The 24,114-nt window shown below is 68.1% G+C and carries 23 protein-coding genes and 1 pseudogene; 14 read left to right on the top strand and 10 right to left on the bottom strand.

The window, feature by feature from the left end; genetic code table 11:
• Window position 1 precedes the first annotated feature (1 nt).
• Window positions 2-1,318 (bottom strand): acyltransferase family protein, encoded by a 1,317-nt coding sequence (locus tag JDV09_RS21330; protein WP_221371128.1) that lies wholly within the window; start codon window positions 1,316-1,318, stop codon window positions 2-4.
• An 84-nt stretch (window positions 1,319-1,402) separates the two neighbouring features.
• Complete coding sequence (locus JDV09_RS21325) at window positions 1,403-3,640, bottom strand: NADP-dependent isocitrate dehydrogenase (RefSeq protein WP_221371127.1); 2,238 nt, start codon at window positions 3,638-3,640, stop codon at window positions 1,403-1,405.
• A 281-nt stretch (window positions 3,641-3,921) separates the two neighbouring features.
• Here JDV09_RS21325 and JDV09_RS21320 point away from each other — a divergent pair, with 281 nt between their 5' ends.
• Window positions 3,922-4,755, top strand: coding sequence for a hypothetical protein (locus tag JDV09_RS21320; RefSeq protein ID WP_221371126.1), 834 nt, complete (start codon window positions 3,922-3,924; stop codon window positions 4,753-4,755).
• Window positions 4,756-4,762: 7 nt separating this feature from the next.
• On the opposite strand, the gene JDV09_RS21315 is transcribed toward JDV09_RS21320, so the two are convergent.
• Entirely contained in the window at window positions 4,763-5,194 is a 432-nt protein-coding gene (locus tag JDV09_RS21315) for a VOC family protein (RefSeq protein WP_221371125.1), read from the bottom strand.
• Between the two features lie 95 nt (window positions 5,195-5,289).
• Between JDV09_RS21315 and JDV09_RS21310 the strand changes: the two genes are divergently transcribed.
• Window positions 5,290-5,619 (top strand): cupin domain-containing protein, encoded by a 330-nt coding sequence (locus JDV09_RS21310; RefSeq protein WP_221371124.1) that lies wholly within the window; start codon window positions 5,290-5,292, stop codon window positions 5,617-5,619.
• Window positions 5,620-5,646: 27 nt separating this feature from the next.
• On the opposite strand, the gene JDV09_RS21305 is transcribed toward JDV09_RS21310, so the two are convergent.
• The gene (locus tag JDV09_RS21305; RefSeq protein ID WP_221371123.1) at window positions 5,647-6,081 is read right to left on the bottom strand and encodes an ArsI/CadI family heavy metal resistance metalloenzyme; all 435 of its coding nucleotides are present in this window, start codon (window positions 6,079-6,081) and stop codon (window positions 5,647-5,649) included.
• A 100-nt stretch (window positions 6,082-6,181) separates the two neighbouring features.
• Between JDV09_RS21305 and JDV09_RS21300 the strand changes: the two genes are divergently transcribed.
• The 3 genes from JDV09_RS21300 (at window position 6,182) to JDV09_RS21290 (ending at window position 8,549) form a co-directional block, all read left to right on the top strand.
• Entirely contained in the window at window positions 6,182-6,541 is a 360-nt protein-coding gene (locus tag JDV09_RS21300; protein WP_221371122.1) for an Rv2640c family ArsR-like transcriptional regulator, read from the top strand.
• A 78-nt stretch (window positions 6,542-6,619) separates the two neighbouring features.
• Entirely contained in the window at window positions 6,620-7,849 is a 1,230-nt protein-coding gene (locus JDV09_RS21295) for an MFS transporter (protein ID WP_221371121.1), read from the top strand.
• A gap of 37 nt (window positions 7,850-7,886) precedes the next feature.
• Window positions 7,887-8,549 carry a VldE C-terminal domain-containing protein gene (locus JDV09_RS21290; RefSeq protein ID WP_255605769.1) on the top strand — a complete coding sequence of 221 codons (663 nt, stop codon included), beginning with the start codon at window positions 7,887-7,889 and terminating at the stop codon, window positions 8,547-8,549.
• Window positions 8,550-8,557: 8 nt separating this feature from the next.
• On the opposite strand, the gene JDV09_RS21285 is transcribed toward JDV09_RS21290, so the two are convergent.
• Together JDV09_RS21285 and JDV09_RS21280 are read right to left on the bottom strand one after the other, a co-directional pair.
• Window positions 8,558-10,645, bottom strand: a complete 2,088-nt coding sequence (locus tag JDV09_RS21285) for an alkaline phosphatase family protein (RefSeq protein WP_255605755.1) — start codon at window positions 10,643-10,645, stop codon at window positions 8,558-8,560.
• 61 nt (window positions 10,646-10,706) lie between these two features.
• Entirely contained in the window at window positions 10,707-11,183 is a 477-nt protein-coding gene (locus JDV09_RS21280) for a DUF1810 domain-containing protein (protein ID WP_221371119.1), read from the bottom strand.
• A gap of 90 nt (window positions 11,184-11,273) precedes the next feature.
• Here JDV09_RS21280 and JDV09_RS21275 point away from each other — a divergent pair, with 90 nt between their 5' ends.
• From JDV09_RS21275 to JDV09_RS21265, 3 genes are read left to right on the top strand one after another with little or no spacing between them, the layout of a single operon-like run.
• Window positions 11,274-13,415 carry an adenylate/guanylate cyclase domain-containing protein gene (locus JDV09_RS21275; RefSeq protein WP_221371118.1) on the top strand — a complete coding sequence of 714 codons (2,142 nt, stop codon included), beginning with the start codon at window positions 11,274-11,276 and terminating at the stop codon, window positions 13,413-13,415.
• Window positions 13,412-14,815 carry a mechanosensitive ion channel family protein gene (locus JDV09_RS21270; RefSeq protein ID WP_221371117.1) on the top strand — a complete coding sequence of 468 codons (1,404 nt, stop codon included), beginning with the start codon at window positions 13,412-13,414 and terminating at the stop codon, window positions 14,813-14,815. The genes JDV09_RS21275 and JDV09_RS21270 overlap by 4 nt, the downstream gene beginning before the upstream one ends.
• Before the next feature lie 24 nt (window positions 14,816-14,839).
• Window positions 14,840-15,589, top strand: a complete 750-nt coding sequence (locus tag JDV09_RS21265; protein ID WP_221371116.1) for a class I SAM-dependent methyltransferase — start codon at window positions 14,840-14,842, stop codon at window positions 15,587-15,589.
• Window positions 15,590-15,595: 6 nt separating this feature from the next.
• On the opposite strand, the gene JDV09_RS21260 is transcribed toward JDV09_RS21265, so the two are convergent.
• Entirely contained in the window at window positions 15,596-16,339 is a 744-nt protein-coding gene (locus tag JDV09_RS21260) for a hypothetical protein (protein ID WP_221371115.1), read from the bottom strand.
• A 180-nt stretch (window positions 16,340-16,519) separates the two neighbouring features.
• Here JDV09_RS21260 and JDV09_RS21255 point away from each other — a divergent pair, with 180 nt between their 5' ends.
• Window positions 16,520-16,873 (top strand): VOC family protein, encoded by a 354-nt coding sequence (locus tag JDV09_RS21255; RefSeq protein ID WP_221371114.1) that lies wholly within the window; start codon window positions 16,520-16,522, stop codon window positions 16,871-16,873.
• A gap of 20 nt (window positions 16,874-16,893) precedes the next feature.
• Here JDV09_RS21255 and JDV09_RS21250 read toward each other — a convergent pair.
• Window positions 16,894-17,634: pseudogene (locus tag JDV09_RS21250) on the bottom strand (adenylate/guanylate cyclase domain-containing protein); the annotation flags it as partial.
• Window positions 17,635-17,910: 276 nt separating this feature from the next.
• Here JDV09_RS21250 and JDV09_RS21245 point away from each other — a divergent pair.
• The 3 genes from JDV09_RS21245 to JDV09_RS27335 all read left to right on the top strand — a co-directional run bounded on the left by JDV09_RS21245 (window position 17,911) and on the right by JDV09_RS27335 (window position 21,836).
• The gene (locus JDV09_RS21245) at window positions 17,911-18,939 is read left to right on the top strand and encodes a methyltransferase (protein ID WP_255605754.1); all 1,029 of its coding nucleotides are present in this window, start codon (window positions 17,911-17,913) and stop codon (window positions 18,937-18,939) included.
• Between the two features lie 208 nt (window positions 18,940-19,147).
• Window positions 19,148-21,025 carry an ATP-binding protein gene (locus JDV09_RS21240; protein ID WP_308124195.1) on the top strand — a complete coding sequence of 626 codons (1,878 nt, stop codon included), beginning with the start codon at window positions 19,148-19,150 and terminating at the stop codon, window positions 21,023-21,025.
• A gap of 43 nt (window positions 21,026-21,068) precedes the next feature.
• A complete protein-coding gene (locus tag JDV09_RS27335) occupies window positions 21,069-21,836 on the top strand; it encodes a hypothetical protein (RefSeq protein ID WP_308124194.1) in 768 nt (255 codons plus the stop codon).
• Between the two features lie 102 nt (window positions 21,837-21,938).
• On the opposite strand, the gene JDV09_RS27550 is transcribed toward JDV09_RS27335, so the two are convergent.
• Window positions 21,939-22,184, bottom strand: a complete 246-nt coding sequence (locus JDV09_RS27550) for a helicase associated domain-containing protein (RefSeq protein WP_221371138.1) — start codon at window positions 22,182-22,184, stop codon at window positions 21,939-21,941.
• A 210-nt stretch (window positions 22,185-22,394) separates the two neighbouring features.
• Between JDV09_RS27550 and JDV09_RS21230 the strand changes: the two genes are divergently transcribed.
• Window positions 22,395-22,610: a hypothetical protein gene (locus JDV09_RS21230; RefSeq protein ID WP_221371113.1), complete on the top strand. Its 216-nt coding sequence runs from the start codon at window positions 22,395-22,397 to the stop codon at window positions 22,608-22,610.
• A gap of 122 nt (window positions 22,611-22,732) precedes the next feature.
• Window positions 22,733-23,101: a SpoIIAA family protein gene (locus JDV09_RS21225; RefSeq protein WP_221371112.1), complete on the top strand. Its 369-nt coding sequence runs from the start codon at window positions 22,733-22,735 to the stop codon at window positions 23,099-23,101.
• 16 nt (window positions 23,102-23,117) lie between these two features.
• Here the strand turns inward: JDV09_RS21225 and JDV09_RS21220 are convergent, their stop codons facing one another.
• The gene (locus JDV09_RS21220; RefSeq protein WP_221371111.1) at window positions 23,118-24,053 is read right to left on the bottom strand and encodes a calcium/sodium antiporter; all 936 of its coding nucleotides are present in this window, start codon (window positions 24,051-24,053) and stop codon (window positions 23,118-23,120) included.
• Between the last annotated feature and the right edge of the window lie 61 nt (window positions 24,054-24,114).

Here is a 24,114-nt window from a genome sequence, read left to right as displayed (position 1 = left end):
CCTACCGAACGCCGGCGACGGAATCGGCGTGCACACGCGGCCGTGTCACCGCTCCCGCGACGATCCTGGCTGCTACCGCCGCGGCGACGAAACACGCCATCGCCGTCCATCCCGGCGTGTCGCCCAGCCCGAACTTGGCCATGGAGACCAGCGCGACACCGGCGACACAGATCAGCGCCCCGGCCGCCGTCGCGCGCACCCCGGTGGTCCCGGAGCGGGTGTCCCACCAGGGCAGCGGGCGGTGCTCCAGCGGTGACAGCACCGTGAACAACGCGAGCATGATCACGGCGAACACGGCCGCCCGCAATGCCAGCAGGCCCCAGAAGCCGGGCGCGTGCACGTCGAAGGCGTCCAGACCGGCGGCGTGCAGGCCGAACGCGGCGATCGCGATGGCCGGGATGTGCCACAGGTACAGCGTCATCGCGCCCGCGTTGCCGGTGGCCACGAACCGCCACACCCGGGGTCGCTGTGCCCAGCGCCGCAACGCACCTGCCATCACCACGAATGCTCCGGACATCCAGGTGCACTGCATGGCGAGCACCAGGGTGGGCGGTGACACGTTGGAGATCCGTTCCACCCCGGTGGCCACCAACGGCACGTCATAGGGTCCCAGCACGACGAGCGCGATCTGGGCGGCCAGCGCCGACAGGGCCAGGACGGCCGCCGCGCGGACGCCGATCAGGTGTCGTGCGTAGCCGACGCCGAGAACCATCGGGATCAACCACACCAGCACGAAGTTGGCCACCCCGGCCATCGGCGAGCCGACGGCGAACCGGATCCCGTCCATCGCGGCCGTGGCCGCCAGCAGCGCGGCCAGCGCAACCGCGATGGCGTGGCTGCTGCCCAGTCGGGTGAGGGCGGGCACGAACGCCAGCGCCAGCACGTACACGCCGAGAAACCAGAGCAGGGCCACGCTCTCGCCGCCGAGCCTGGCCGCGGACTCGGGGCCCAGCGTCAGTCCCACCACGACGAGGACCGTCGACCACACCGCCAGGTACCAGAACACCGGGCGGCACAGCCGTTGGGCGCGGGTGAACAGCCAGGCGCCCCACGGGGTGTCCGGGTGGTATCCGTAGCCGCCCGCGGCGCCGCCGGCCAGGAAGAACAGCGGCATGACCTGCAGGATCCAGGTGATCGCGGCAAGGTGGGGCAATTCGCCGAGGGAGTTGCCGACGCGGACACCGGAGCTGTCGATGGTGGCCAACAGCAGCGCGCAGTGGCCGAACATCACGACCATCAGCGCCGAGAGCCGGGCGACGTCGACGGCGCGGTCGCGCCCCGTCGGTGTGCTGTCGGGGGTGGGCGTGCTGGTAGTCATGAGGTAAGCATGCCGGGCAGGGGCCCGGACAGCGTGAGTAGAACTACCGCTCCTGCCGTGCCTCGCCAGCGCAGCGCGGTGGGGTCAGCCGTTGGCGGCCGCCAACACCTCGTTGAACGTCTTGCTGGGCCGCATGACCGACTCGGTCTTCCCCGCGTCCGGGTAGTAGTAGCCACCGATGTCGGCGGGCTTGCCCTGGGTGGCGGCCAGCTCGCCGACGATGGTGTCCTCGTTCTCGGCCAGGGTCTTGGCCAGCGGCGCGAAGAACTCGGCCAGCTCCTTGTCCTCGGTCTGGGCCGCGAGCGCCTCGGCCCAGTACATCGCCAGGTAGAACTGGCTGCCGCGGTTGTCCAGCTCCCCGGTCTTGCGTGACGGGCTCTTGTCGTTGTCCAGCAGCTTGCCGACCGCGGTGTCCAGCGTGGCGCCCAGCACCTTGGCCTTCTCGTTGTCGAGCTTGCTGCCCATGTCCTCGAGGCTGGCGCCCAGTGCCAGGAACTCGCCCAGCGAGTCCCACCGCAGGTGGTTCTCCTCGACGAGCTGCTTGACGTGCTTGGGCGCCGAGCCGCCCGCGCCGGTCTCGTACATGCCGCCGCCGGCCATCAGCGGCACGATCGACAGCATCTTGGCGCTGGTGCCCAGCTCCAGGATCGGGAACAGGTCGGTGAGGTAGTCGCGCAGGATGTTGCCCGTCGCCGCGATGGTGTCCTTGCCGCGGATCACCCGCTCCAGCGTGTAGCGCATGGCCCACACCTGCGGCATGACCTGGATGTCGAGGCCTTCGGTGTCGTGGTCCTCGAGGTAGGTGTGAACCTTCTTGCGCAGTTCGTTCTCGTGCGGACGCTCGTCGTCGAGCCAGAACACCACCGGCATCCCGGACAGCCGGGCCCGGGTCACGGCCAGCTTGACCCAGTCCCTGATCGGCGCGTCCTTGACGATCGGCATCCGCCAGATGTCGCCGACCTCGACGTTCTGGGACAGCAGGACGTCGCCGGTGTCGATGTCGACGATGTCGGCCACCCCGTCCTCGGGAATCTCGAAGGTCTTGTCGTGGCTGCCGTACTCCTCGGCCTTCTGTGCCATCAGACCGACGTTGGGCACGGTGCCCATCGTCGTCGGGTCGAACTGCCCGTTGGTCTTGCAGAAGTTGATGATCTCCTGGTACATGCGGGAGAACGTCGACTCCGGATTGACCGCCTTGGTGTCCTTGGTGCGGCCGTCGGCGCCGTACATCTTGCCGCCCAGCCGGATCATCGCCGGCATCGAGGCATCGACGATCACGTCCGACGGCGAGTGGAAGTTGGTGATGCCCTTGGCGGAGTCCACCATCGCCAGTTCCGGACGGTGCTCATGGCACCGGTGCAGATCCTCGACGATCTCCTCGCGTAGCGAGGCCGGCAGCTCTTCGATCTTGCTGTAGAGGTCGGACAGCCCGTTGTTGACGTTGACGCCCAGTTCGTCGAACAACTGCTGGTGTTTGGCGAAGGCGTCCTTGTAGAAGATCTTGACCGCGTGCCCGAACACGATGGGGTGGCTGACCTTCATCATGGTGGCCTTGACGTGCAGGGAGAACATCACCCCGGTCTTGTAGGCGTCCTCGATCTGCTGTTCGTAGAAGTCGCACAGCGCCTTCTTGCTCATGAACATGCTGTCGATGATGTCGCCCTCGTCGAGTGCCACCTCGGGCTTGAGCACGATGGTCTGGCCGCTCTGGGTCTCCAGGACCATCTTGACCTTGCGGGCCCGGTCCAGGGTCATCGACTTCTCGCCGTGGTAGAAGTCGCCGCCCTTCATGGTCGCGACGTGTGTGCGCGAGGCCTGCGACCACTCCCCCATGCTGTGCGGATGGTTGCGGGCGTACTCTTTGACGGCCTTCGGGGCGCGCCGATCCGAATTGCCCTCGCGCAGAACCGGGTTCACCGCGCTGCCCAAGACCTTGGAGTAGCGCGCCTTGATCTCCTTCTCCTCTTCGGTCTTCGGGTCGCCCGGGTAGTCGGGCAGGTTGTAGCCCTTCTCCTTGAGCTCCTTGATCGCCGCGACGAGCTGGGGCACCGATGCACTGATGTTCGGCAGCTTGATGATGTTGGTCTCGGGCAGCTGCGTCAGCTTGCCCAGCTCGCCGAGGTTGTCGGGGACCCGCTGCTCCTCGGTCAGGTAGTCGGGGAACTCGGCCAGGATGCGGGCGGCCACCGAGATGTCGCTGGACTTGACGTCGATGCCGGCGGCTTGGGCGAACGTACGGATCACCGGCAGGAAGGCGTAGGTCGCCAACAGCGGCGCCTCGTCGGTCAGCGTGTAGATGATGGTCGGCTGCTCGGCGCTCATGTGATGTCTCCCGGCGTCAGTTTCGGTCAGGTCGAAGAAGCTTCACGCGGGGCGCGGCGCCATGTTCGCCTGGACCAACGGCTGCCTCCAGTATCGCGGCACCGCACCCTTCTGGCGCAGCGTACCGAACGGTCCACCGGTCGGGTCGGGCCAGCGCCGGGCACGGGTCGATCACGGTCTGCGCCGGCCTCGGCGAGTCGCGCCCGGGCGATCGACTCCCGTCGCTACATTCACGCCGATCGGGGGCAACGTTCGCCGCCGACGCCGGGAGAGGAACGACCATGAGACCTGCCGGGTTCACCCGCCCGCTGTGCTGCGGCGCAGCGACGTTGTCCCTGGCGCTGGCCGCGGTGGGCTGCTCGTCGGCACCGGTGACGGGCGGTTCGGCGAACACCGCCGCGGAGCCGTCGGTGTCCGGGTCGCTGACCGAGTGGCGGGATTCGGTGTGCCGGGACGGCACCGAAACCGACTCGGGTACCAGCCACATCGTCGACGGCAGCACCTGCGTGCCGCAGGACGGCGACGGGGTCGTCAACTTCGACCATTTCGAGTCGGCCTCGTCGATGGACTCGATGCTGTCCTGGGCGGCCTCGCCGTATGTGGCGAAGACCGTCGTCGACGGCCGTCCGCTGGCGATCTGGACCCCGTCTGGCGAGGCCAGCGACCTCGATCCGCTCAAGAGATACGGCTTCGACGTGGTGTCGTATCAGTCGGCGGCGCTGGCCCGCTCGACGGCGGACCTGCCCGCCGCGGTGCCTCCGGCCGGCGTCGAGACCATCCCGCCGAACCGGTACGGCTACGTCGCCGTCCAGACCGCCTCCGGGGACATCCGGTGCATGATCGAGACGACGTACGTCGGGTGCGAGACCGGGGAGATGAGCTGGCCCCAGCACGCCGACGGCAGTGGGCCCTACCACGGGGTCCGGATCAACCCGGACGGGACCGGGTCGTGGGTGGACGGCAACCTCGGCACGCCGCCGACCACGACGCTGGCCGAACGCACCTACCGGGCCGAGGGCTGGACGATCGTCGCGTCCCCGTCGGGTCTGCGTTTCACCAACGACGAGACCGGGCACGGGGCGGTGGTCAGCGTCCGGATGGTGCAGCCGTTCTGACGGGTGTTCAGCCCACCGCGATGAGCTCCAGCTGGATGTTGTCCGGGTCGCGGAAGACCACGGTCGAATAGGGGAACGGCGCGGTCTCGTCGATGACACCACTGTTGTCGACCCCGAGCTCGTCGAGCCAGGCGGCCCAGGCCTCGAGGTCGGCGCGCCCGGCGACGCCGAACGACACGTGATCGAGGCCGGTGTCCGCCTCGTCGAACCGTTCGCCGCGGTTGCCGGTGTTGGTGTGCAGTCCGAATATCAGGCCCGAGCGGGGCTCGGGCACCAGCACGGCGTACCCGGTCTCCGGGCGGCCGTAGTGCGCGACGGTGAAGTCCAGCCGACGGGTGCGGAAGACCCGTTCGTACCACGCGACGCTGGTGTCGAGGTCGGTGACCGTCAACGACACGTGGTGCACGCCGAGCATCGCCGGCCCGTCCTGATCCGCCATCGTGTCACCGTATCCAGGCGGGCCGGCCGGCACACCGGGATCGGGCAGGCGCCTCAGGGTTGACGGGGGGTGGCGACGGGCATGGAATGGGGGTTATGCAGAAGGTCTCGATAGAGGCGTTGGCGCGCCAACAATTGGAACGGGCCGGGGCCAACGGCCGAAACGCCGCGGACACCGTTGTCGGCGGCCACGAGAAGGTCTTGCGCCAGACCGTCATCGGCATGGTGGCCGGCGCGGAGCTCGGCGAACACGAGAACCCCGGGGAAGCCACCCTGTACGTGATCAAGGGCTCGGTCCGGATGTCGGCCGGCGACGAGCAGTGGGACGCCCGCGCCGGGGATCTGCTCAAGCTTCCCGATGCCCGTCATTCGGTGGTGGCGCTGGCCGACTCCGCGCTGTTGCTGACCGTCGCCAAGCTGCCCTGAGCGGGGTCCGATCCTGCGGGGACGACGTCAACCGGCGTTGCCGCAGCACACCCCGGCGCCGGGGTCGGCGAGCAGATCGGGGCTGGTGCCGAACACCTCGGCATCGGTCAGCACCGTGTACACCTCCCACTTCTCCCCGCCCGGACCGGTGACCCACACCTTGTCCTGGGTGGCGAAGCAGCAGGTGGTGTTCATCTCCTCCTCGGTGAACAGGCCCGCGCCGGCGAGGCGGGCGATCTCGCTGTGCACGGTGTCGCTGGATTCGACCTCGACACCGAGGTGGTTCAGCGAGCCGCCCTGGCCGGGGTTCTCGATCAGCACCAGCTTCAGCGGCGGCTCGGCGACCGCGAAGTTGGCGTACCCGGGTTTGACCTTCGCCGGCCCGGTACCGAAGAGCTTCGAGTAGAAGGTGATCGCCTCGTCGAGGTCGTCGACGTTGAGGGCGAGCTGCAGTCGGGACATTGTGCTACCTCCGAACCTGTGTGACTTATGTCGAAATGGTCGATACACCTGAGCCTGCCACCTTTTTGATATATGTCAAACTCTATGGCAGGATCGCCCCGTGCCCAAGTCGTTGCCGATGATCGACATGTCCGCGCCGGTGTGTTGCGCACCGGTGGCTGCCGGCCCGATGTCCGACGAGGACGCGCTGCACGTGGCGCTGCGCCTCAAGGCGCTCGCCGACCCGGTTCGGGTCAAGATCATGTCGATGCTGTTCAGCTCGGCCTCCGGCGCCCAGAACAGCGGCGAGCTGGCGGCCGCGCTGGGCCTGAGCGAGTCGACCGTCAGCCACCACCTGGCGCAGTTGCGCCGCGCCGGCTTCGTCACCTCGGATCGGCACGGCATGCATGTGTTCCACCGCCCCTCCTCCGACGCGGTGGGCGCATTGTGCAGGGTGCTGGACCCGAACTGCTGCACCTGACGGCTGCTGTCACCGAGCCGTGAGCGGCAGGCCTGCCGTGATCACCCGCGCCACCGCGTGTGCTAGGCAGGTGCGGACATGACTTACCTCGGCGAGCTTCGGATCAACTGGCGGCCACTCGCGGCAGCCACCGCGGGCCTGAGCGCCGGGCTGAGCCTGAGCGCCTACACCAACGCCGCGATGGCGCCGCAGTTCCTCGGGGCGTTCGGGTGGAGCCGCTCCGAGTTCGCCCTCACCGGTGTCATCGCACTGCTCACCTTCGTCTTCCTGCCGTTCTACGGGCGCCTCACCGACCTGCTCGGGGTGCGCCGGGTCGCCATCGTCGGTGTCGTCGGGCTGCCGTTGTGCTGGGTGGCGTATGCGGCGATGACCGGGCCGATCTGGCAGTACTTCGCGATCAGCGTCGCGGTCATCGCGCTCGGCGTGACGACCACACCCGCCGTCTACAGCCGCATCGTGGCCACCCGGTTCCAGCGCGCCCGGGGGCTGGCGTTGGCCGTCGCGATCTCGGGACCGCCGCTGCTGGGTGCGATCGGAGCGCCTGCCCTCGAAGCGGTGAACCGCGCCCACGGCTGGCGGATCGGCTGTCTGAGCATCGCGGTCGTCATCGCTGCGATCGGGGTCGCGGCGCTGATGCTGATCCCGCCCGCCGGGCCCGCGGATCACGTTCCCGGAGCGCGGAAGACGAGCCGGGATTACCGGGCCATCGCCCGCAGCCCGGTGTTCTGGATCCTGCTCGGCGGCGTGCTGCTGTGCAACCTGTATCACTCGGTGACCACCTCGCAACTCGGGGTGGTGCTCGGCGATTCGGTGGGTCCGGGCGATGCGGTCGCGGTGCTGATCTCGACGTTCGCCACCGCCGTGATCGTCGGCCGGTTCGTGTGCGGGGTCGCGCTGGATCGGTTTCCCGCCCACCTGGTCGCCGCGGTCGCGATGGGCCTGCCCGGCGTGGGCGCCCTGCTGCTGGCCTCCCCGTGGGACGGGCTGCCGGCGGTGGTGATCGCGGTCTGCTGCCTGGGAGCGGCGTGGGGCGCCGAAGGCGACGTGATCGCCTATCTGGTGGCGCGGCGCTTCAGTCTGCAGATCTACAGCACCGTGTTGAGCATCCTGTCGGCCGCCATCGGGCTGTCCTCGGCGCTGGGCGCGCTGATCCTGAGCCGGACGCTGCGGGAAAGCCCGAGTTTCAACGGCTTTCTCACCTTCGCCGGGGTCGCGGCGCTGCTCGGCGGGGCACTGTTCGTGGCGCTGGGCCGCCGGACCGCGTCCGCACCGGCCGGTGCGGACACGACGCGCCCGGCAAACGTGTGAAAGATCGCCTCACGCGTCAGTCCCGACACTATGGTTTCTGTTCGTGGGAAAGGGTCTGTTCGCCAAGGGGCGCCGCCGCTGGCTGGCCGTCGGGCTGTCCGTGGTGATCTCCGGCGCGATGGTCTACGCCCAGACCGCCGAGACTCCCTGCTGTTCCGGTCCGCCGGTGGCGGCGCCGGCCGCCCCGGAGTCGGCACCCACGCAGGCGGCCTCGCTGCCGACACCGTCGGAGGCCGAGCTGCTGGCGGCCAGCGAGCCGGTCGACGCCCGGGTGTTCGACCTCTCGCTGCCCGCCGGTGTTGCGCCGGAGGGTGGACTGCAGGTCCGGACGATCTGGGCCGCCCGCGCGATCAGCGCGCTGTTCCCCGACATCACCACCATCGGCGGATACCGGCAGGATCCGCTGAAGTGGCATCCCAACGGGCTGGCGATCGACGTGATGATCCCGAACTACCACTCCGAGGAAGGCATCGAGCTCGGCAATCAGATCGCCGGCTATGCGCTGGCCAACGCCCAGCGCTGGGGGGTGCTGCACGTGATCTGGCGGCAGGGCTTCTACCCCGGCATCGGGGCGCCGAGCTGGACCGCGGACTACGGCAACGAGACCGCCAACCACTTCGACCACGTCCACATCGCCACGATCGGCGGCGGCTACCCGACCGGCAACGAGACGTACTACATCAGCTCGATGAAGCAGTAGCCGGCCGCTCAGACCGCGATGTCCAGTTCCTCGCACGACGACTGACCGGCCGACTCGAGCCCGCCGTCGCAGACCGCGGCGTCGAGCAATGTGTCGGGCTCCGGGGTCTCGAACGACGGCGGCTCCGGCGGCCACAGCGGGAAGATGCTCGCACCCTGCACGCCGGTCAGCCACGCCACGATCTGCGCGATGGTGTTGGTCGCCGCGTAGACCAGCCCGCCGATGATCTTCACCGGAACGATCGCAAGCACGGCCAGCTGGCTGACCACGGGGATGTCCTCATCGGCGACGGACTGCAGATCGTCGACGATGCCGTTGGTGAACCCGAACACCCAGTAGGGCAGGGTGGCGAAGATCGTGCGCGCACCCAACGCCAGCTCGGTGCCGATGTCGGGATAGCCGTACTTGTCGATGATGTCCTGCAGGCCCGCGCGCAGCGCCTCGTCGTCGTCGACCGGCACCACATCGCTGTCGCCGAGCGTCGTCAGCGACACGCCGTCGGAGTAGTCGGCGGGTACGCCGCCGAACAGCGTCACCACCGTCGGCGTCACATCGATGATCTGGTACTGCAGGTTGATCACGCCGGCCGAGAACAGCAGGGGGTTCTCGGCGATGACGAAAGTCGCCGTCTCGTCCGGTGATTGGAAGCCGTGCCCGAAACCCTTCTGCGGCTGGTGGCCGTGATCGGTGACGACGATGACGGTCCACTGTTCGCCGGTGAGCGCCTCCCACTCGTCGACGACCTGCAGGATCTCGCCGAGGTTGCGGTCGACGTTGTTGATCGCCTCGGCGTATTCCGGTGACGCACCGCCGTAGAGGTGGCCGTTCTCGTCCACCCCGACGAAGTAACTGAAGATGAAATTGGGGACGTCGGGGTCGGCGGCGGCGATCGCCGATTCGGTCGCGTCGCCGATGGCGTCGTCGGTGAGCAACCAGTTGGTGTCACCGTCGATCTGCTGCTGGTAGATGATGGTGTCCGCGGGCACCGAGCCGGCCCCCGCGATGGCGGCGATGACGTCCCAGTCGGCGATGGCCGTGGTCTGGATGGCCGGGTTGAGCGTCTCCAGCCGGTTGAACACCGTCGGCCAGGTGTCGTAGGTCCACGGCGTGAAGACGTTGTTGATCACTCCGGTCGTCTCCGCCCACACCCCGGTGAGGATGGCCGTCCACGACGGGTTGGAGATGGTGGTGTGGCCGGCGATGCTCGCCGGCGCGGTGGTGCCGTCCTGCATCAGGGCGAAGAAGTTGGCGTTGGAGTAGTCGTCGAGCACCCTGCTGAGATTGGTGCCGTCCACCCCGATCACCAGGACGTTGGGCGACGGGTCGACCAGGAAACCCTGCAGCTGCTGCGGCGCCACGGTGGTGCTGGGCAGCAGGTTGCGTTCCAGCTCGTCGCGCACCGCCGCCAGCGCCGCCACCATCAAGGTCGCCTGTAGCGGGGCGCCGGGCACCGGTGCGGGATCGGACTGCACGCTGCCCGCCGACGGCGCGGCCAGCGTGTTCATCACCGTCTCGGGCTCGACCTGCGGCGCCACCGCGGTTCGTGCCGGCGGTTCGGGGTCCGGTGCGACGGCCGATTCCTCGACCACCGGTGCGTCGGCGGTCTCGTCGGTTACGGCATAGTCGTCGATGTAGTCGTCGATCTCATTGTCGGGTTCCCCGGCAGACCCCGCGTCCGGTTCGACGGGCACCGGGGGCGGCTGGAGGTAGTCGCCGCCGGCGGAATCCTCGGGCGTCTCGTCGACGAGGTCGGGGACCGCTTCGACGTCCGCGTCGAGACCGTCCTCCTCGCTGTAGGGGTCATCAGCCTCGTCGGCCAGATCGTCGGCGAGATCGTCGGCCGGATCGCCACCGTCCTGCTCGTCATCGGCGGGCCCGTCGGCCTCATCGGTCGGCTGTGCGCCCCCGCCGTCCGACGCTGGGTCGTCGCCGTCGGATGAGGTCGTCGACGGCGATGCGCTCACCGCCGTCGTATCGCCGGTCGAGGCCGTCGTGGGCGTGGCTTCGGCGACCCCCGACATCGTCGCCACCGCGACCCCCACGCCCAAGGTCACCGCCAATGCGCCGACCCGACCGATGTACCTGGCGCAACCCATGAGGTTCCTTCCGCCGACCCGCCGTAAAGCTACGCCGCCGGCCCCGGGTCGGCCGCGTGATTCAGCGAGTTCCTCCGGGATCGGTCAGGCCCAGATTGGCCAGCGTGCGCGGGTCGGCCGGCCCGTCGGGAAGGCCGGCGTAGTACTTGTCCAGCACGCTGGCGAAGACTCCCCGGTCATCGCCGGCGACCTGCGCAGCGATCCCGAACAATGTCATCGAGCTGCGCACCTTCAGCACGTCGGGCCAGCCGAAGATCTGGTCGGCGGAGCGGTCGGTGACCGCGAGGAGGGCCTCGCAGCACTCCCGCAAGCGGGGTCCCAGCACGTCGTGGCGCAGGTAGGCACGGGCCTCGTCCAGGCCCGAGATGGCGTAGCGCGCCGCGGTCGGGCTGCTGCCCAGACCGGCCAGCTGAGGGAAGACGAACCAGATCCAGTGGGTGCGTTTGCGCCCCGCGCGCAGCTCGCTCAGCGCCGCGTCGTAGACGCGTTCCTGGGCCGTCACGAACCTCTGCAGCGCGAAGGGATCGGCACCCGTCATTCCTGCACGATGGCACACCCCGGGTAGGCTCGGCCAAGCGCCGACTGAATGGGACCGGACGGCGACGCTTCCGTTCCTGCGCTGCGCGCCATGAGTACCGCCAGCGACGGAAGGGTCAGTGTGCCGGACACCCCACGGCGACTCCGACGGATCAGCATCCAGTCCAAGCTGCTGGTGATGTTGCTGTTGACCAGCGTTTTGTCGGTCGCGGTGGTCGGCGCGATCGGGTTTCAATCCGGCCGCCAGTCATTACGGGATGCGGCGTTCGAGCGGTTGACGCTGATCCGCAGCGCGCAGGGCAGGCTGCTGGAGAAGTCGCTGAGCGACCTGACCAGCTCGATGGTCGTCTACACCCGCGGCGCCACCGCCGAGCAGGCGATCGCCGCGTTCACCGCCGGCTTCAACGAACTGCGCGACGCCGAGATCTCCCCGGAGCAGCAGCAGGCCCTGGTCGACTACTACCAGCGAAACTACGGCGAGCCCGACCACGACACCACCCAGGCCAAGGTGCAGGCCCTGCTGCCCAAACCGCCGGCCCAGCGCTACCTGCAAGCCCACTACACCGTGCGTGCCGACCACACGGACGGCGGCGCCAACCTCGACGACGCCGGCGACGGGAGCGCCTGGTCGGCGGCCAACGCGAAGTACAACGAGTACTTCCGCCAGGTGATCAAGCGGCAGCACTCCGCCGACGCCCTGCTCATCGATCCCCGCGGGATCGTGGTGTACAGCGTCGACAAGGGCATCGATCTGGGCACCAACCTGCTCTACGGACCCTATCGAGGCACCAACCTCGCCGAGGCGTTCAAGGAGGCGATGAATTCCAACTCGCTGGACGAGGTGGTGATCCGCGACTTCGACATCTATCAGCCGTCCGGCCGCCCGACCGCGTGGATGGTGTCGCCGATCGGCCCGCCGGGAAGCGTGTCCGGCGTCCTGGCCCTGGCGCTGCCGGTGGACAACCTCAACCGGGGCATGACCTTCGGTGGGGACTGGCAGGGCGCGGGCCTCGGCAAGACCGGTGAGACCATCCTGGTGGGCCCGGACCTGCTGATGCGCTCGGAATCCCGGCTGTTCATCGAGGACCCCGACGCCTACCGCACCGATGTGGTGGAGGCCGGCACCCCGGTCGAGGTCGCCGACGAGGCGGTGCGGCTGGGCAGCACGATCCTGGTGCAGCCGGTGGACACCGAGGCGGTCAAACGGGCGCTCCAGGGCGGGACCGGAACGCTGATCACCACGGACTACGAAGGGCACCGCACGCTGCAGGCCTACTCGCCGGTGCAGTTCACCGGTCTGAATTGGGTGCTGGTGGCCAAGATCGATGTCGCCGAGGCGTCGGCCCCGGTGGCCGCGTTCACTCGCACGCTGGTGCTGTCGACCGTGGCCATCATCCTGGTGGTGTGTATCGCCGCACTGCTGCTGGCCCGGGTGTTCGTGCGTCCGATCCGCCGCCTCGAGGCCGGCGCCGGGCGCATCGGAGCCGGCGACTACGACGTCGCGCTGCCCGTCACGTCCCGCGACGAATTCGGCGACCTGACAAAGGCTTTCAACGACATGAGCTCGAGCCTGCGCACCAAGGAGGACCAGCTCAACGAACAGCGCGACGAGAACAACCGGTTGCTGCTGTCGTTGATGCCCGAGTCGGTGGTGCAACGCTACCGCGAGGGCGAACAGAACATCGCGCAGGAGCATCAGAACGTGACGGTGATCTTCGCCAACGTCGACGGCCTGGAGAAGCTCGCCGATACGCTCACCGCGAACGAGTCGCTCGGTGTGGTCAACCAGCTGGTGCGCCAGTTCGACGCCGCCGCCGAGAATCTGGGCATCGAACGGGTCCGCACCCTGCACGACGGCTACCTGGCCAGCTGCGGACTTACCCTCCCGAGACTGGACAACGCCCGGCGCACCGTCGATTTCGCCATCGAGATGCACCGCATCGTGGAGCGGTTCAACGCCGAGACCGGACACCGGCTCCGGCTGCGGGCCGGCATCAACACCGGCTCGGTCACCAGTGGTCTGCTGGGCCGGTCCAACCTGGTGTACGACATCTGGGGCGCGGCGGTCACCACCGCCTACGAGCTGCACAAATCACCGCCGGAGGCGGGGATCTACGTGACCGAGGTCGTCTACCTGGCGATGCGGGATGTCGAGGACTTCGGCCCCGCCGGCAAGATCACCGTAAACGAGCACACCGAACGCGTCTGGCGGCTGTCCGGAGAGCGGCGATGACCGACATCTTCTCTGCTCCGTGGTTCTGGTGGGCACTGGCGATCGCGGTGGCGCTACCCATCTCGCTGGTCGTGCTCACCGAGATCCACGACGCCCTGCTGCGCCGCGACAGCTACCTGGCGCGGCCGGTCAGCTTGATCCGCAACTACGTGCTCCCGTTGGGAGCCCTGCTGCTGTTGCTGGTCAAGGCCACCGAGGTGCGCGCGGACGCCACCCCGGTTCGGGTGGTTGCCACGGTGCTCGGCTTCGTCGTCCTGGTGCTGTTGCTGTCCGGGCTCAACGCGACGGTGTTCCAGAGCGCACCCGAGGGCAGCTGGCGCAAGCGGGTGCCGTCGATCTTCCTCGACGTCGCACGCTTCGTCCTGATCAGCGTCGGGGTCGGGTTGATCTTCGCGTTCGTCTGGGGCGCGAACATCGGCGGGCTGTTCACCGCGCTGGGTATCGGTTCGATCGTGTTGGGCCTGACGCTGCAGAACTCGGTCGGACAGGTCATCTCGGGCCTGTTGGTGCTGTTCGAGCAGCCGTTCCAGATCGGTGACTGGGTGGCCACCCGGTGGATCGGCGGCGGCCGGGTGGTCGAGGTGAACTGGCGGGCAACCCATCTGGATTCCGGGAACGGTATCTACGTGCTGCCCAACTCGCTGCTGGCCACCGAGTGGTTCATCAACCTCAGCCTGCCCCGCGACGAGCACTCGATCGATGTCGTCACGAAGTTCTCCGCCGGCGACCCGCCCGATGCGGTGTCCCGGACGCTGACAGCAGTGGCACACCAGCTGCCGCTGCTGCGTCGCGACGCCGAACCGGTCACCCGCACCGGCGGATCGGGCGAGTTCACCACCACGATCCCGCTGCACTCCCCAGCCGACGACGTCGAGACGCGCTCGACCTTCCTGCGCTGGGTCTGGTACGCGGCCCGCCGCGAAGCGCTCAAGCTGGACGACATCGCCGACGAGTTCCCGCCGCCTGCGGTGTTCGAGGAGGCGCTGCGCATCGTGGGGCGCAGCCTGCACCTGGGCCGCACCGACCAGGAGGTGATGCGCGAACACCTTCGGGTGCTGCGCTACGGCGCCGGCGAAATCGTCCAGGAGCCCGGCTCGGTACCGGCCGGCATGCAGTTCGTGGTCAGCGGCAGGGCGCGGCTGGAAATGCGCGGGCCCGATGGGACGGCGCTGGGCATCCGCACGCTGGAACGCGGAGAGTTCCTGGGCCAGACCACGTTGACCCGCGAACCCGTGGCGGCGGTCGGCCGCGCCGTCGACGAGCTGACGGTGGCCCAACTCGACCGCGAGCACATCGAGGCGCTGGTGTTGCGCAGGCCGCTGCTGATGCAGGAGATCGGCCGTGTCATCGAGGAGCGCCGGGCCCGCGCGCGCCGGTTGACGGCCACCGCCGGCGGCTGACGGCCCGCGCAGAGGGGGAACGTCGTGATCACCGACTACGACGAGGGCGACACGGCCGAGCTGTACACGCGTACCAAGGACATCCCGGTGCGCTCTCGGGTCGAGGCGCACTCCTTTCTGCACCACATCGGCGATGTGCGTGATCTCGACCTGCTCGATGTAGCCTGCGGCGCAGGGCATTACACCCGGATGCTGGCGCGCGCCGGGGCGGCCCGGGTGGCGGGATTCGACATCTCCGAGAAGATGATCGCGCTGGCCCGCGGGCACGAGGCGCAGGAGCCGCTGGGCATCGACTACTGGGTGGCCGACGCGCGCACGGTGGTGCCGCAACAGGATTTCGACATCGCGGTGGCGGCCTACCTGCTGGTGTATGCGCGCGACCGGGACGAGTTGGCGCAGATGTGCCGCGGGCTGGCCGGCCGGATCCGGCCGGGCGGCCGGTTCGTCACGCTGACCACCAACCCCGATCTCTATCACTTCGACCGGGTGCCCGACTATCGGAAGTACGGGTTCCGGATCCGGCTCGCCGATGCCGCAGCCGAGGGGGCTCCCATCGAGTTGACCGTCACCGCAGGCGACTCCGGGCTGGTCATCGAGAACTACTACCTGCCGATCGAGGCCTACGAATCGGCTCTTCACGACGCCGGGTTCACCGACTTTCGGGTGCATCTGCCGACGGTCGCACCGCCACCCGACGGGGTCGACGAGGGCGACTTCTGGGACGACTACCTGCAGTACCCGCCGGCGATCGTCATCGAGTGCGCACGGCGCTGATCGAACCTAGTCGGTGACGACCCGCAGTTCCGACAACTCGATCGACACCAGGGTCGGGAACGGCAGCGCGCGGTTGCCGGGCCCGATGGGGCGCACCCACCGGCGCGTCGGAAACACCAGGCCGCCGGCCTCGACGTGGTCGGTGCACCGATGAGCCGCCCGTGCCCAGCCGCCGATCACCTCGGCCACGTAATCGTGGCGACGGAGGCGTCCGTCGGCGTCGAAGTAGAACGTCTGGCGGGGCGAGTGGGTGACGATCCCGGGGGGAAAGTCCACGTTCAGCCGGTGCCAGGTCTCCCCCGCCTCGGTCCAGGGCTCGCCCTCGACGGCCACGACACCGTCGCGGGTGAGCAGATACGGCGTGGTCAGGTAGTTCCACATCGCGTAACCGCCGAAGTAGACGGAATCCAGTGCATCCCAACGGATGTTCCTGCGCAGGCCGGCGCGGCCGAAGAAGGCGTCCCGCGGACGGGACCGGGAACCGAGGACCGAGCCGTCGGAAGCCTCGATGCGCACGGCGCCTCCGTCGAAGACCCCGCGCCGCCCGTCGCGCGGGAATGGATCCATTACCGTCAGCGCGTGCTGGACGTCGACCGTGATGTGGTAGTCGGCCAGCCGGTTGCCGGGGACGCGGGTGCGCAGCAGCAGTCCGCCGGTGCGCGCCCGCGCGTGGATCGTCCGGGCCGCTCGCCATCGATCGATGCCGCCGTGCGCATCGAGCACCCGGTCCAGTAGCTCGCTGGTTCCCATCGGCTCAGCGTAGGCCGATGCCGCCGACGTCATGGCCCGCGCGGACCAGGCGGATCGGGCCGCCCCCGCCCAGGGACATTGGTCCCTCCACGGTGAGGGCTGTCGGCAGCAGTCTGCGGCCGGCCTCATGCCTAATGTGAACACCATGACGACAAAACCCCAGACGAAGCGGTCCGCAGCATGAGCGAGCACCAGGTTCGGATGATCATCCTGTCCACCGACGATCTCGACGAGTCGATCAAGTTCTACAGCGAGACGTTGGGGATGCCGGTCAAGTTCCGTGACGGCACCCACTTCGCCGCCCTCGATGGCGGCGGGGTGACCCTGGCCCTTGCCACCCCGGTCGATCACCCGATCCCCGGTCAGGTGGTCGTCGGCATCAAGACCGCCGACGTCGACGCGGTGGCCAAGACGGTCCAGGAAAGCGGCGGCGGCGTGGTGCGCGGACCCTACGACGACGCCCACGAGCGCCGCGCGGTCGTCTACGACACCAAGGGCAACGGCCTGGTCTTCTACAGTCCGCTGCCCCGGTAGCCGACCGGCCCGCGTAGGGATCAGCCCGAGATGGCATCCTCCCGTGGGTCGAGGCCGAAGACCTGCACTGCCGCTGACTTACCCTTCAGTGCGTGGAACCCCCGGTCGGTGAGGGCGGCCGGTCGATGATCCAGGGCGTCGACGCTCTGGCCGGTGAGAAGGATTGCGTCACCGGTGGTCTTGGTGAGCTGCTCGACGCGGGCGGCGACATTCACGGTGTCACCGATGAGGGTGAACTCGAGCCTGCCTCCGGCACCGATGGTGCCCGCGATCACCAGACCGGTGTTGATCCCAATGCCGATCCGAAGTGCACCGTCGAAACGTTCGGCGACCAGGCAATGAATCAGTACTGCGGCGCCCACCGCGGCGTCGGCGCGATCCGCAAGGCCGATCGGGGCGCCGAAAACGGCCAAAGCGCCATCGCCCAGGAACTTGTTCACGTGCCCACCGGCATCGACGACCGTGGGAACCACGATCTCGAACAGCGCATTGAGCCGGGCCACGGTGTCCTCGGCGGTGTTGGCCTCCGCGAACGGGGTGAAATCGCGAACGTCGACGAACATCACCGTCACCGCACGGCGCTCACCGGTGAAGACGTCGTGGCCCTGCTCGAGTAGTCGGGCCGCGAGGGCGGGGTCGACGTAGGTGCCGAACGCCGCTTGAAGTCGTTCCCGCTCGGCCAAACCGGCCTGCATCCGGTTGAACGACGCCGCCAAAGCGCCCAGGTCATCATCCTGAACCACCGGCAGGCGTTGGCTGTAACGACTGCGCCGCTAATCCCTATGAACTGCTGCGGACATCACGGCTGGTGGCGTTCCCCACGTTGAGTTGGGAAGACCGGTAGGGACTTTCGAGAACCTTAGTCGCCCTACTGGCTGTCAATCGCCTGAAGATCCTTACGCCCGGCGTGGCGGCGGACGTAACGGGCGTAACGTCGCCGTTTGTCGAGTCCTCCTACTTACATGCGGTCGAAGGGGGACTATGGGCTTCTGGCATACCAGTATCCGAATGGACGGAATCTGATGACGAAACCAGTTATGCCGACCGCTGCCGAGCAGCCCGCGGCGGTGACTCCAGACGCGATCATGCAACTCGGACTCGGTTTTTGGGGCTCCAAAGCGCTGTTGAGTGCCGTCGAGCTCGGGCTGTTCGGCGTGCTGCGTGAGGGTCCGCTCGAGGCCGAACAGCTACGGCAGCGACTTGGCTTGCATTCGCGCAGCGCCAGAGATTTCTTCGACGCGCTGCTCGCGCTCGGAATGCTCGAGCGTGACGGCGAGACGTACTCCAACACCGCGGCAACCGACCTCTTCCTCGACCCGGCCAAGCCGACTTACGTGGGGGGATGGTTGGAGATGGCGGGTGCCCGCCTCTACCAGTTCTGGGGATCACTGACTGAAGGTCTGCAGACTGGACAACCGCAGAACGAGGCCAAGACCGGAGGAGACTTCTTCGCGACGCTCTATGCCGACCCCGCGCGGCTGGAACAGTTCGCCCGCGGGATGAGCGGGGTCAGCACCGCCGCAGCTCGCGCTATCGCAGCCAAGTTCGGGTGGCACGACTACCACAGTGTGATCGATATCGGTTGCGCGCAAGGCGCAGTCCCGGTGGCCATCGCCACCGCACACGAGCACCTGACCGGTGGCGGCTTCGACCTGCCCGCGCTGGAACCGATCTTCCACGCCTACGTCACAACCAATGGGCTCGCCGACCGTCTCAGCTTCATCGGTGGCGACTTTTTCGCCGACCCACTGCCCAGCGCCGACGTGCTGATCATGGGCCACATCCTGCATGACTGGGACCTGGACCAGAAGCGTCTACTCCTCCAGAAGGCCCACGCCGCCCTCCCTGAAGGCGGCGCGCTGATCGTGTACGACGCCATCATCGACGACGACCGGCGCGAGAACGCGTTCGGTCTCCTGATGAGTCTCAACATGCTGATCGAGACGCCCCACGGATTCGACTACACGGGCGCGGACTGCCGCGCGTGGATGGCCGAAACCGGCTTCAGCGACAGCTACGTCGAGCACCTGGCCGGCCCCGACTCGATGGTGGTCGGCATCAAGTAAGCCAGGTTATCCACGTCGGCCAACAGTTGCTCGGGCCAAGCGCCGCACCGAGCATTACCTCGGCCTCTGCGCGGGCCGAAGGACTGCAACACGGGACTGACCGCCAAGAGGTCGAACCTGGGATATCGCGGGCCGTACATGTGGAAGGGGCCGTGCATTCCCGTTGATCTTTCAGGTCACAGCGGGTCCGGTGTGCCATTCTGGGTGGGTGTCCGCTGATCCGGCGGTGCCGCCTTCGGGGGTGGTGACGTTTCTGTTCACCGATGTGGAGGGGTCGACCCGTCGGTGGGAGGACGATGCCGAGGCGATGCGGGCGGCGCTGGCCGCCCACGACCAGGTTCTGTGTGCGGCGATTGAGGCGCGCGGAGGCTGGGTGTTCAAGCACACCGGCGACGGGATATGCGCCGCGTTCACCTCGCCGCAGGGGGCGGTGGATGCGGCGGTGGCCGCGCAGCGGGCGCTGGAGTTGCCGGTGCGGATGGGCATCGCAACCGGGGAGGCCGAACTGCGCGGGGCCGATTATTTCGGGGCGGTCTTGAATCGTGCGGCGCGGGTGATGGCCGCCGGTCACGGCGGTCAAGTCCTGCTCGCCGACTCGACGGCGGGACTGCTCAGCGGAGTGGACCTGCTGGATTTGGGGCCGCGGCGGCTGCGGGATCTACCCACCCCGGTACAGGTGTTCCAGGTTCAAGCGCCCGGGCTGAAGACAGACTTCCCACCCCTGCGGGCACTGGATGCGGGTCCGGGGAACCTGCGGCCTCAGAAAACCAGCTTCATTGGGCGCGAATCAGATCTCGCTGAGGTGACAGCGGCGCTGCGCGAATGTCAGTTGGTGACGTTGACCGGCGTCGGAGGGGTCGGCAAAACACGCCTGGCCCTGGAAGTCGCCACGCACCTGGCTGAGGAGTTCCCCGACGGTGTCTGGGTTTTCGAGCTGGCGGCGGTCGCCGATCCGGCGGCGGTGCCTGATGCGGTGGCCGCCTTGTTAGGCATCACCCAGCAGCCGGGCAAGAGCGTGGGTGAGTCGGTGGCGACGGCGTTGGAGGGCCGAATCCGGTTGCTGGTGTTCGACAACTGCGAACACGTGCTGGATGCCGCCGCCGATCTCATCGAGGCCATCCTCACCCAGTCGGCGACGGTGAAGGTCTTGGCCACCAGCCGTGAAGGGTTGGGGGTCGCCGATGAGCAAGTGTGGCCGGTGCCAGCGCTGGACCTCGGTAGAGGATTCGATTCGGTGGCGGTGAGCTTGTTCGTGGACCGTGCCCGCAGTGTGGCCCCGCGCTTCTCGCTGGCCACGCCCGAGGAGGCGGGTGCGGTGGTGGAGATCTGCCGCCGCCTCGACGGCATCCCGCTGGCCATCGAGCTGGCCGCCTCGCGGATGGCGTCGATGACCGCGATTGAGGTGCGGGATCGTCTCGATCAGCGGTTCCGGCTGCTGGTCGGCTCCCGGCGCGGGCTGCACCACCACCACACGCTGCGCCACGCGGTGGGGTGGTCCTATGACCTGCTCGACGACGCCGAAAAGTCGCTGTTGACACGGTGTTCGGTGTTCGCGGGCGGATTCGACCTCCAAAGTGCTTGCGCGGTAGCGGGAACCGATGACCACGACGACTTCGCCGTGCTGGATCTACTCGATGCCCTGGTGCGTAAGTCGCTGCTGGTCGCTGACCGGTCCTCTGGGCGGACCCGGTTTTCCATGTTGGAGACGATCCGCGATTTCGCCGAGGAGCAACTCGTCGCGGGGGGGGGCGGCCACCGAGGTCCGGACGGCGCATGCCCAACATTTCGCCGGACGGGAAGCCGACATCCTGGCCCTGTGGGACAGCCCCCGACAACGCGAAGCCTACGACTGGTTCACCGCCGAGCTGGCCAACCTACGCGCCGCGTTCCGGTGGGCCGCCGACCACGGCGACCTCGACGATGCCGCCGCCGTCATCGCCACGTACGCGGCGTTCCTCGGCGTAATGGTCGAAAATTACGAGCCGATCGCCTGGGCCGAAGAACTTATCGGACCCGCCCGCGCCGTCGACCATCCCCGGCTCGCGGCCTTGTATGTGGTCGCGTCGCAGTGCTACCTGGCTGGTAGGACCGATGACGCCGTCCGCTACAGCAATGCCGGTGAGATGGTAATGAGCGCTGGCTGCTACGAGGTGCCGTTCGGCGTTGAGGGCGTTGAGGAAAAGCTTGGTGGTGCGTATGTGTTCATCGGCCAGCCTGAACGGGCGGCCGAATGGTGCCGCACCCAGCTCGCACGCGGTCGCGACACTCACACGCTCACCAGGGCATCCCTGGTCCTGTGCCTGGCCATCGCCGGGTCTTTTGACGAGGCGATGGCCGCCGCGACCGGTCTGATCGATGCCGCAGAAGAGGCCCGCAATCCGCATGCGCTCTCCTACGCGCTCTTGGCCCAGGGCTTCGCCCGCCGCGACACCGATCCCAGCCGCGCGCTGGAGGACACGCGCCGGGGCCTGGTCATCGCCCAAGACAGCGGCAACCGGGCCAACGAGTCGCATCTGGCAGCCAGCCTGTGCCGCCTCGAAGCCGCCCACGGCGACCCGTCGGCCGCACTCGATTACTTCGCTTTGTCAATCCGCAACTACCACGACTCGGGCGACACCACCACGATTCGTGTCCCTCTAGCTATCCTCGCCACGTTTCTCGACCGGCTCGGATGCCACGAACCGGCGGCCACCGTCGCCGGATTCGCGTTCGATCCCCTCACCGCAGCGTGGGTCCCCGAGCTCGGCACCGCGATCGCCCACCTGCGCGAGGTTCTCGGCGACCAGGTTTACGAATCGTTCGCCCGCAAGGGCAAGACGATGACCACCGCCGCGATGGCGACCTACGCCTACGACCAGATCGACCGGGCCCGCGCCAGCATCACGCACGCGGGATGAATTCCCTTCGCGCAGAGCACGATTGCCGTCGCTAAACGCCCTGTGCGAGATCACCGGCCCGGGTCATGAATTACGCTGCTGCGACCGGCCAGCCAGCTCGGCCTATTCCGATGACGATGCCTTCCATGTCCAGCCGGGCAGCTCCTGGAGTCGGCGTTCGCGGTCGGCGTCAAGCCCGCCTTTGGTGTGAAACGCGCGTTGCGTACCGACCCACGTACCGAGCGGGTAGCCGTTGACCACGCAGGACTGCGCGACGCGGGCGTGACCGTAGCGTTCGACGTAGTCCAGGAGGTGCTGGAACCCCTCCTCCCGCTGGTCGGCGAAGGGGTCCCAGGTCCAGCCGGAGATGCCCTGGAGTCGATGTTGGAGGTCAGCGTTTCAGCGTCGAGGGTACCGTTGGAGGGGTTGCGGAGTTGCCGTCCAACCCACTGGCCGAGCTTGTAGCCATCCACGGTGTAGGACCGGGGACGCGAGCATCACCGTGGCGTCGGACATAGTCCGGCCTCCAACGTCGACACCCGCACCGAGAAGCTCATCCAGGACGGTAGGCGCAGGCTGATGGAGAACAAGACGAGCTTCTCCATCGCGCACCGGTTGGCGACGATCCGCAGCTCGAGCCGCATCATGGTGCTCAACGGCGGCGAGATCGTCGGGATGGCGGGGCACGACGATCTGATGGCCGCCGCAGGCTTCTACCACGCGCTGTACATGAGCCAGTTCAAGGGCAAGGGTCCCGGCGGTGAATCGGCGCCGAGCGCAACACACAGTTCGTGAGCACCTGAGCTTCCTGTCGGGCCGGGTGACGTTGTGCCCTACGGATGCGCATTTCTGTAGACCCATACTGGCGGTGGCGCATCCGATCAGGTGGCCACAGGTGATCTAGCTGGGAGGTTGTCATGATCGACGTCGACGTGGACGCCGCGAACTCAGTGGTACTGGTGCAGCCGGAGGCGCCGCTGGACAAAAGCGACTTCGTCGAACTGGCCAAGGCCATCGACCCGCAGATCGAGACGTCGGGTGATCTCGCCGGGCTGATCCTCGACGCGCCGAAGTTCCCCGGCTGGGACAGTTTCGGCGCCCTGGTCAGCCATCTGCGCTTCGTCCGCGATCATCAGAAGCACGTCAAGAAGGTCGCCGTCGTCACCGACTCGCCGGTCGGCGATCTCGGCGAGCACCTGGCTTCGCACTTCGTCTCCGCGAAGATCAAGCATTTCCCGGCCGGGCAGACCGACGCGGCGAAAGCCTGGATCGCCGGCGACGCGTGAGGTCGGGTCGACCGGTTCAGTACAGGAGCGGGATCGCGACCAGGTAGACGGCCAACAACACACCGCCCTCCCAGCGGTTCAGCCGCCCTCCGTTGGCGCTCAGCAACCAGGCCAGGCCCGAGACGCCGATGGCGAGCGCTCCCGCCCCGACCATCAGCGGGGTCGGCTCGGTGGGTGCGGTCGCGACGAGCGCCGCAACACCGCCGACGACGAGGAAGTTGAAGACGTTGCTGCCGAACAGGTTGCCGGCCACCAGATCGGCTTCGTCGCGCCGGGCGGCCTGAAGAACCGTCACGACCTCGGGAAGCGAGGTGCCGAGCGCGACCAGCGTCAGGCCGGCGAACGCCTCGGAGATTCCCCACGAGTCCGCTATGCCCAGCGCGCCGAGCAGCAGCAACTGAGCGCCGCCGATCGTCCCGGCCAGCCCGAGCAGCGTGCGTGCGGCCTCCGGGCGCAACGGGTGGTGTCGACCGTCGTCGAACACCTCGCCGGCGTCCGAGGTGGTCGTGTCGTCGGGCACGGTCAGGGCGCGCCAGACGAACAGGCCCGCACCGGCGAGCAGCGCCGCTCCCAGCAGGCGCCCGAAACCGAGATACAGCGCGATCAGAAAGGCGCAGGCGGCGACGATCGCGATCGGCGCCTCCCGCCACAGTGCCCGCCTGCTGACCCGAAGCGGCCGGTAGAGGCAGGCCACGCCGAGCACCAGCGTCAGGTTGGCGATGCTCGATCCGAGGACGTTGCCGACCGCCACATCCGTTTCGCCGCGCACCGCCGCCGAGGCGGACGTCACCAGCTCCGGGGCGCTGGTGCCGAATCCGAGAACCAGGATGCCGATGGCGATCGGCGCCATCCGCGCGGCGGCGGCAAGCCGGCTCGCGCCGATGACGAGCTGATCCGATGCGAACGCCAGAAGCGCCGCCCCCGCCAACACAAACAGAACCTGAACCGCCATCCGCCACAGACCCTACGGGGACGGCGGGCGGCGCGCGCGGGCAGTGTCGTCGCGACGGACG

It is taken from the genome of Mycolicibacterium xanthum (assembly GCF_019710635.1).
GTDB lineage: Bacteria > Actinomycetota > Actinomycetes > Mycobacteriales > Mycobacteriaceae > Mycobacterium > Mycobacterium xanthum.
Note: the sequence above shows the minus strand (reverse complement) of the source record. Positions and strands in the feature narration are given on the sequence as shown.

Bases quoted from the DNA above. Each gene is read 5' to 3' on its own strand.
- JDV09_RS21330 (WP_221371128.1), bottom strand. From the start codon at position 1,318: ATGACTACCAGCACGCCCACCCCCGACAGCACACCGACGGGGCGCGAC.
- JDV09_RS21325 (WP_221371127.1), bottom strand. From the start codon at position 3,640: ATGAGCGCCGAGCAGCCGACCATCATCTACACGCTGACCGACGAGGCG.
- JDV09_RS21320 (WP_221371126.1), top strand. From the start codon at position 3,922: ATGAGACCTGCCGGGTTCACCCGCCCGCTGTGCTGCGGCGCAGCGACG.
- JDV09_RS21315 (WP_221371125.1), bottom strand. From the start codon at position 5,194: ATGGCGGATCAGGACGGGCCGGCGATGCTCGGCGTGCACCACGTGTCG.
- JDV09_RS21310 (WP_221371124.1), top strand. From the start codon at position 5,290: ATGCAGAAGGTCTCGATAGAGGCGTTGGCGCGCCAACAATTGGAACGG.
- JDV09_RS21305 (WP_221371123.1), bottom strand. From the start codon at position 6,081: ATGTCCCGACTGCAGCTCGCCCTCAACGTCGACGACCTCGACGAGGCG.
- JDV09_RS21295 (WP_221371121.1), top strand. From the start codon at position 6,620: ATGACTTACCTCGGCGAGCTTCGGATCAACTGGCGGCCACTCGCGGCA.
- JDV09_RS21285 (WP_255605755.1), bottom strand. From the start codon at position 10,645: ATGGGTTGCGCCAGGTACATCGGTCGGGTCGGCGCATTGGCGGTGACC.
- JDV09_RS21280 (WP_221371119.1), bottom strand. From the start codon at position 11,183: ATGACGGGTGCCGATCCCTTCGCGCTGCAGAGGTTCGTGACGGCCCAG.
- JDV09_RS21275 (WP_221371118.1), top strand. From the start codon at position 11,274: ATGAGTACCGCCAGCGACGGAAGGGTCAGTGTGCCGGACACCCCACGG.
- JDV09_RS21270 (WP_221371117.1), top strand. From the start codon at position 13,412: ATGACCGACATCTTCTCTGCTCCGTGGTTCTGGTGGGCACTGGCGATC.
- JDV09_RS21260 (WP_221371115.1), bottom strand. From the start codon at position 16,339: ATGGGAACCAGCGAGCTACTGGACCGGGTGCTCGATGCGCACGGCGGC.
- JDV09_RS21255 (WP_221371114.1), top strand. From the start codon at position 16,520: ATGAGCGAGCACCAGGTTCGGATGATCATCCTGTCCACCGACGATCTC.
- JDV09_RS21245 (WP_255605754.1), top strand. From the start codon at position 17,911: ATGCCGACCGCTGCCGAGCAGCCCGCGGCGGTGACTCCAGACGCGATC.
- JDV09_RS27335 (WP_308124194.1), top strand. From the start codon at position 21,069: ATGAGCGCTGGCTGCTACGAGGTGCCGTTCGGCGTTGAGGGCGTTGAG.
- JDV09_RS21230 (WP_221371113.1), top strand. From the start codon at position 22,395: ATGGAGAACAAGACGAGCTTCTCCATCGCGCACCGGTTGGCGACGATC.
- JDV09_RS21225 (WP_221371112.1), top strand. From the start codon at position 22,733: ATGATCGACGTCGACGTGGACGCCGCGAACTCAGTGGTACTGGTGCAG.
- JDV09_RS21220 (WP_221371111.1), bottom strand. From the start codon at position 24,053: ATGGCGGTTCAGGTTCTGTTTGTGTTGGCGGGGGCGGCGCTTCTGGCG.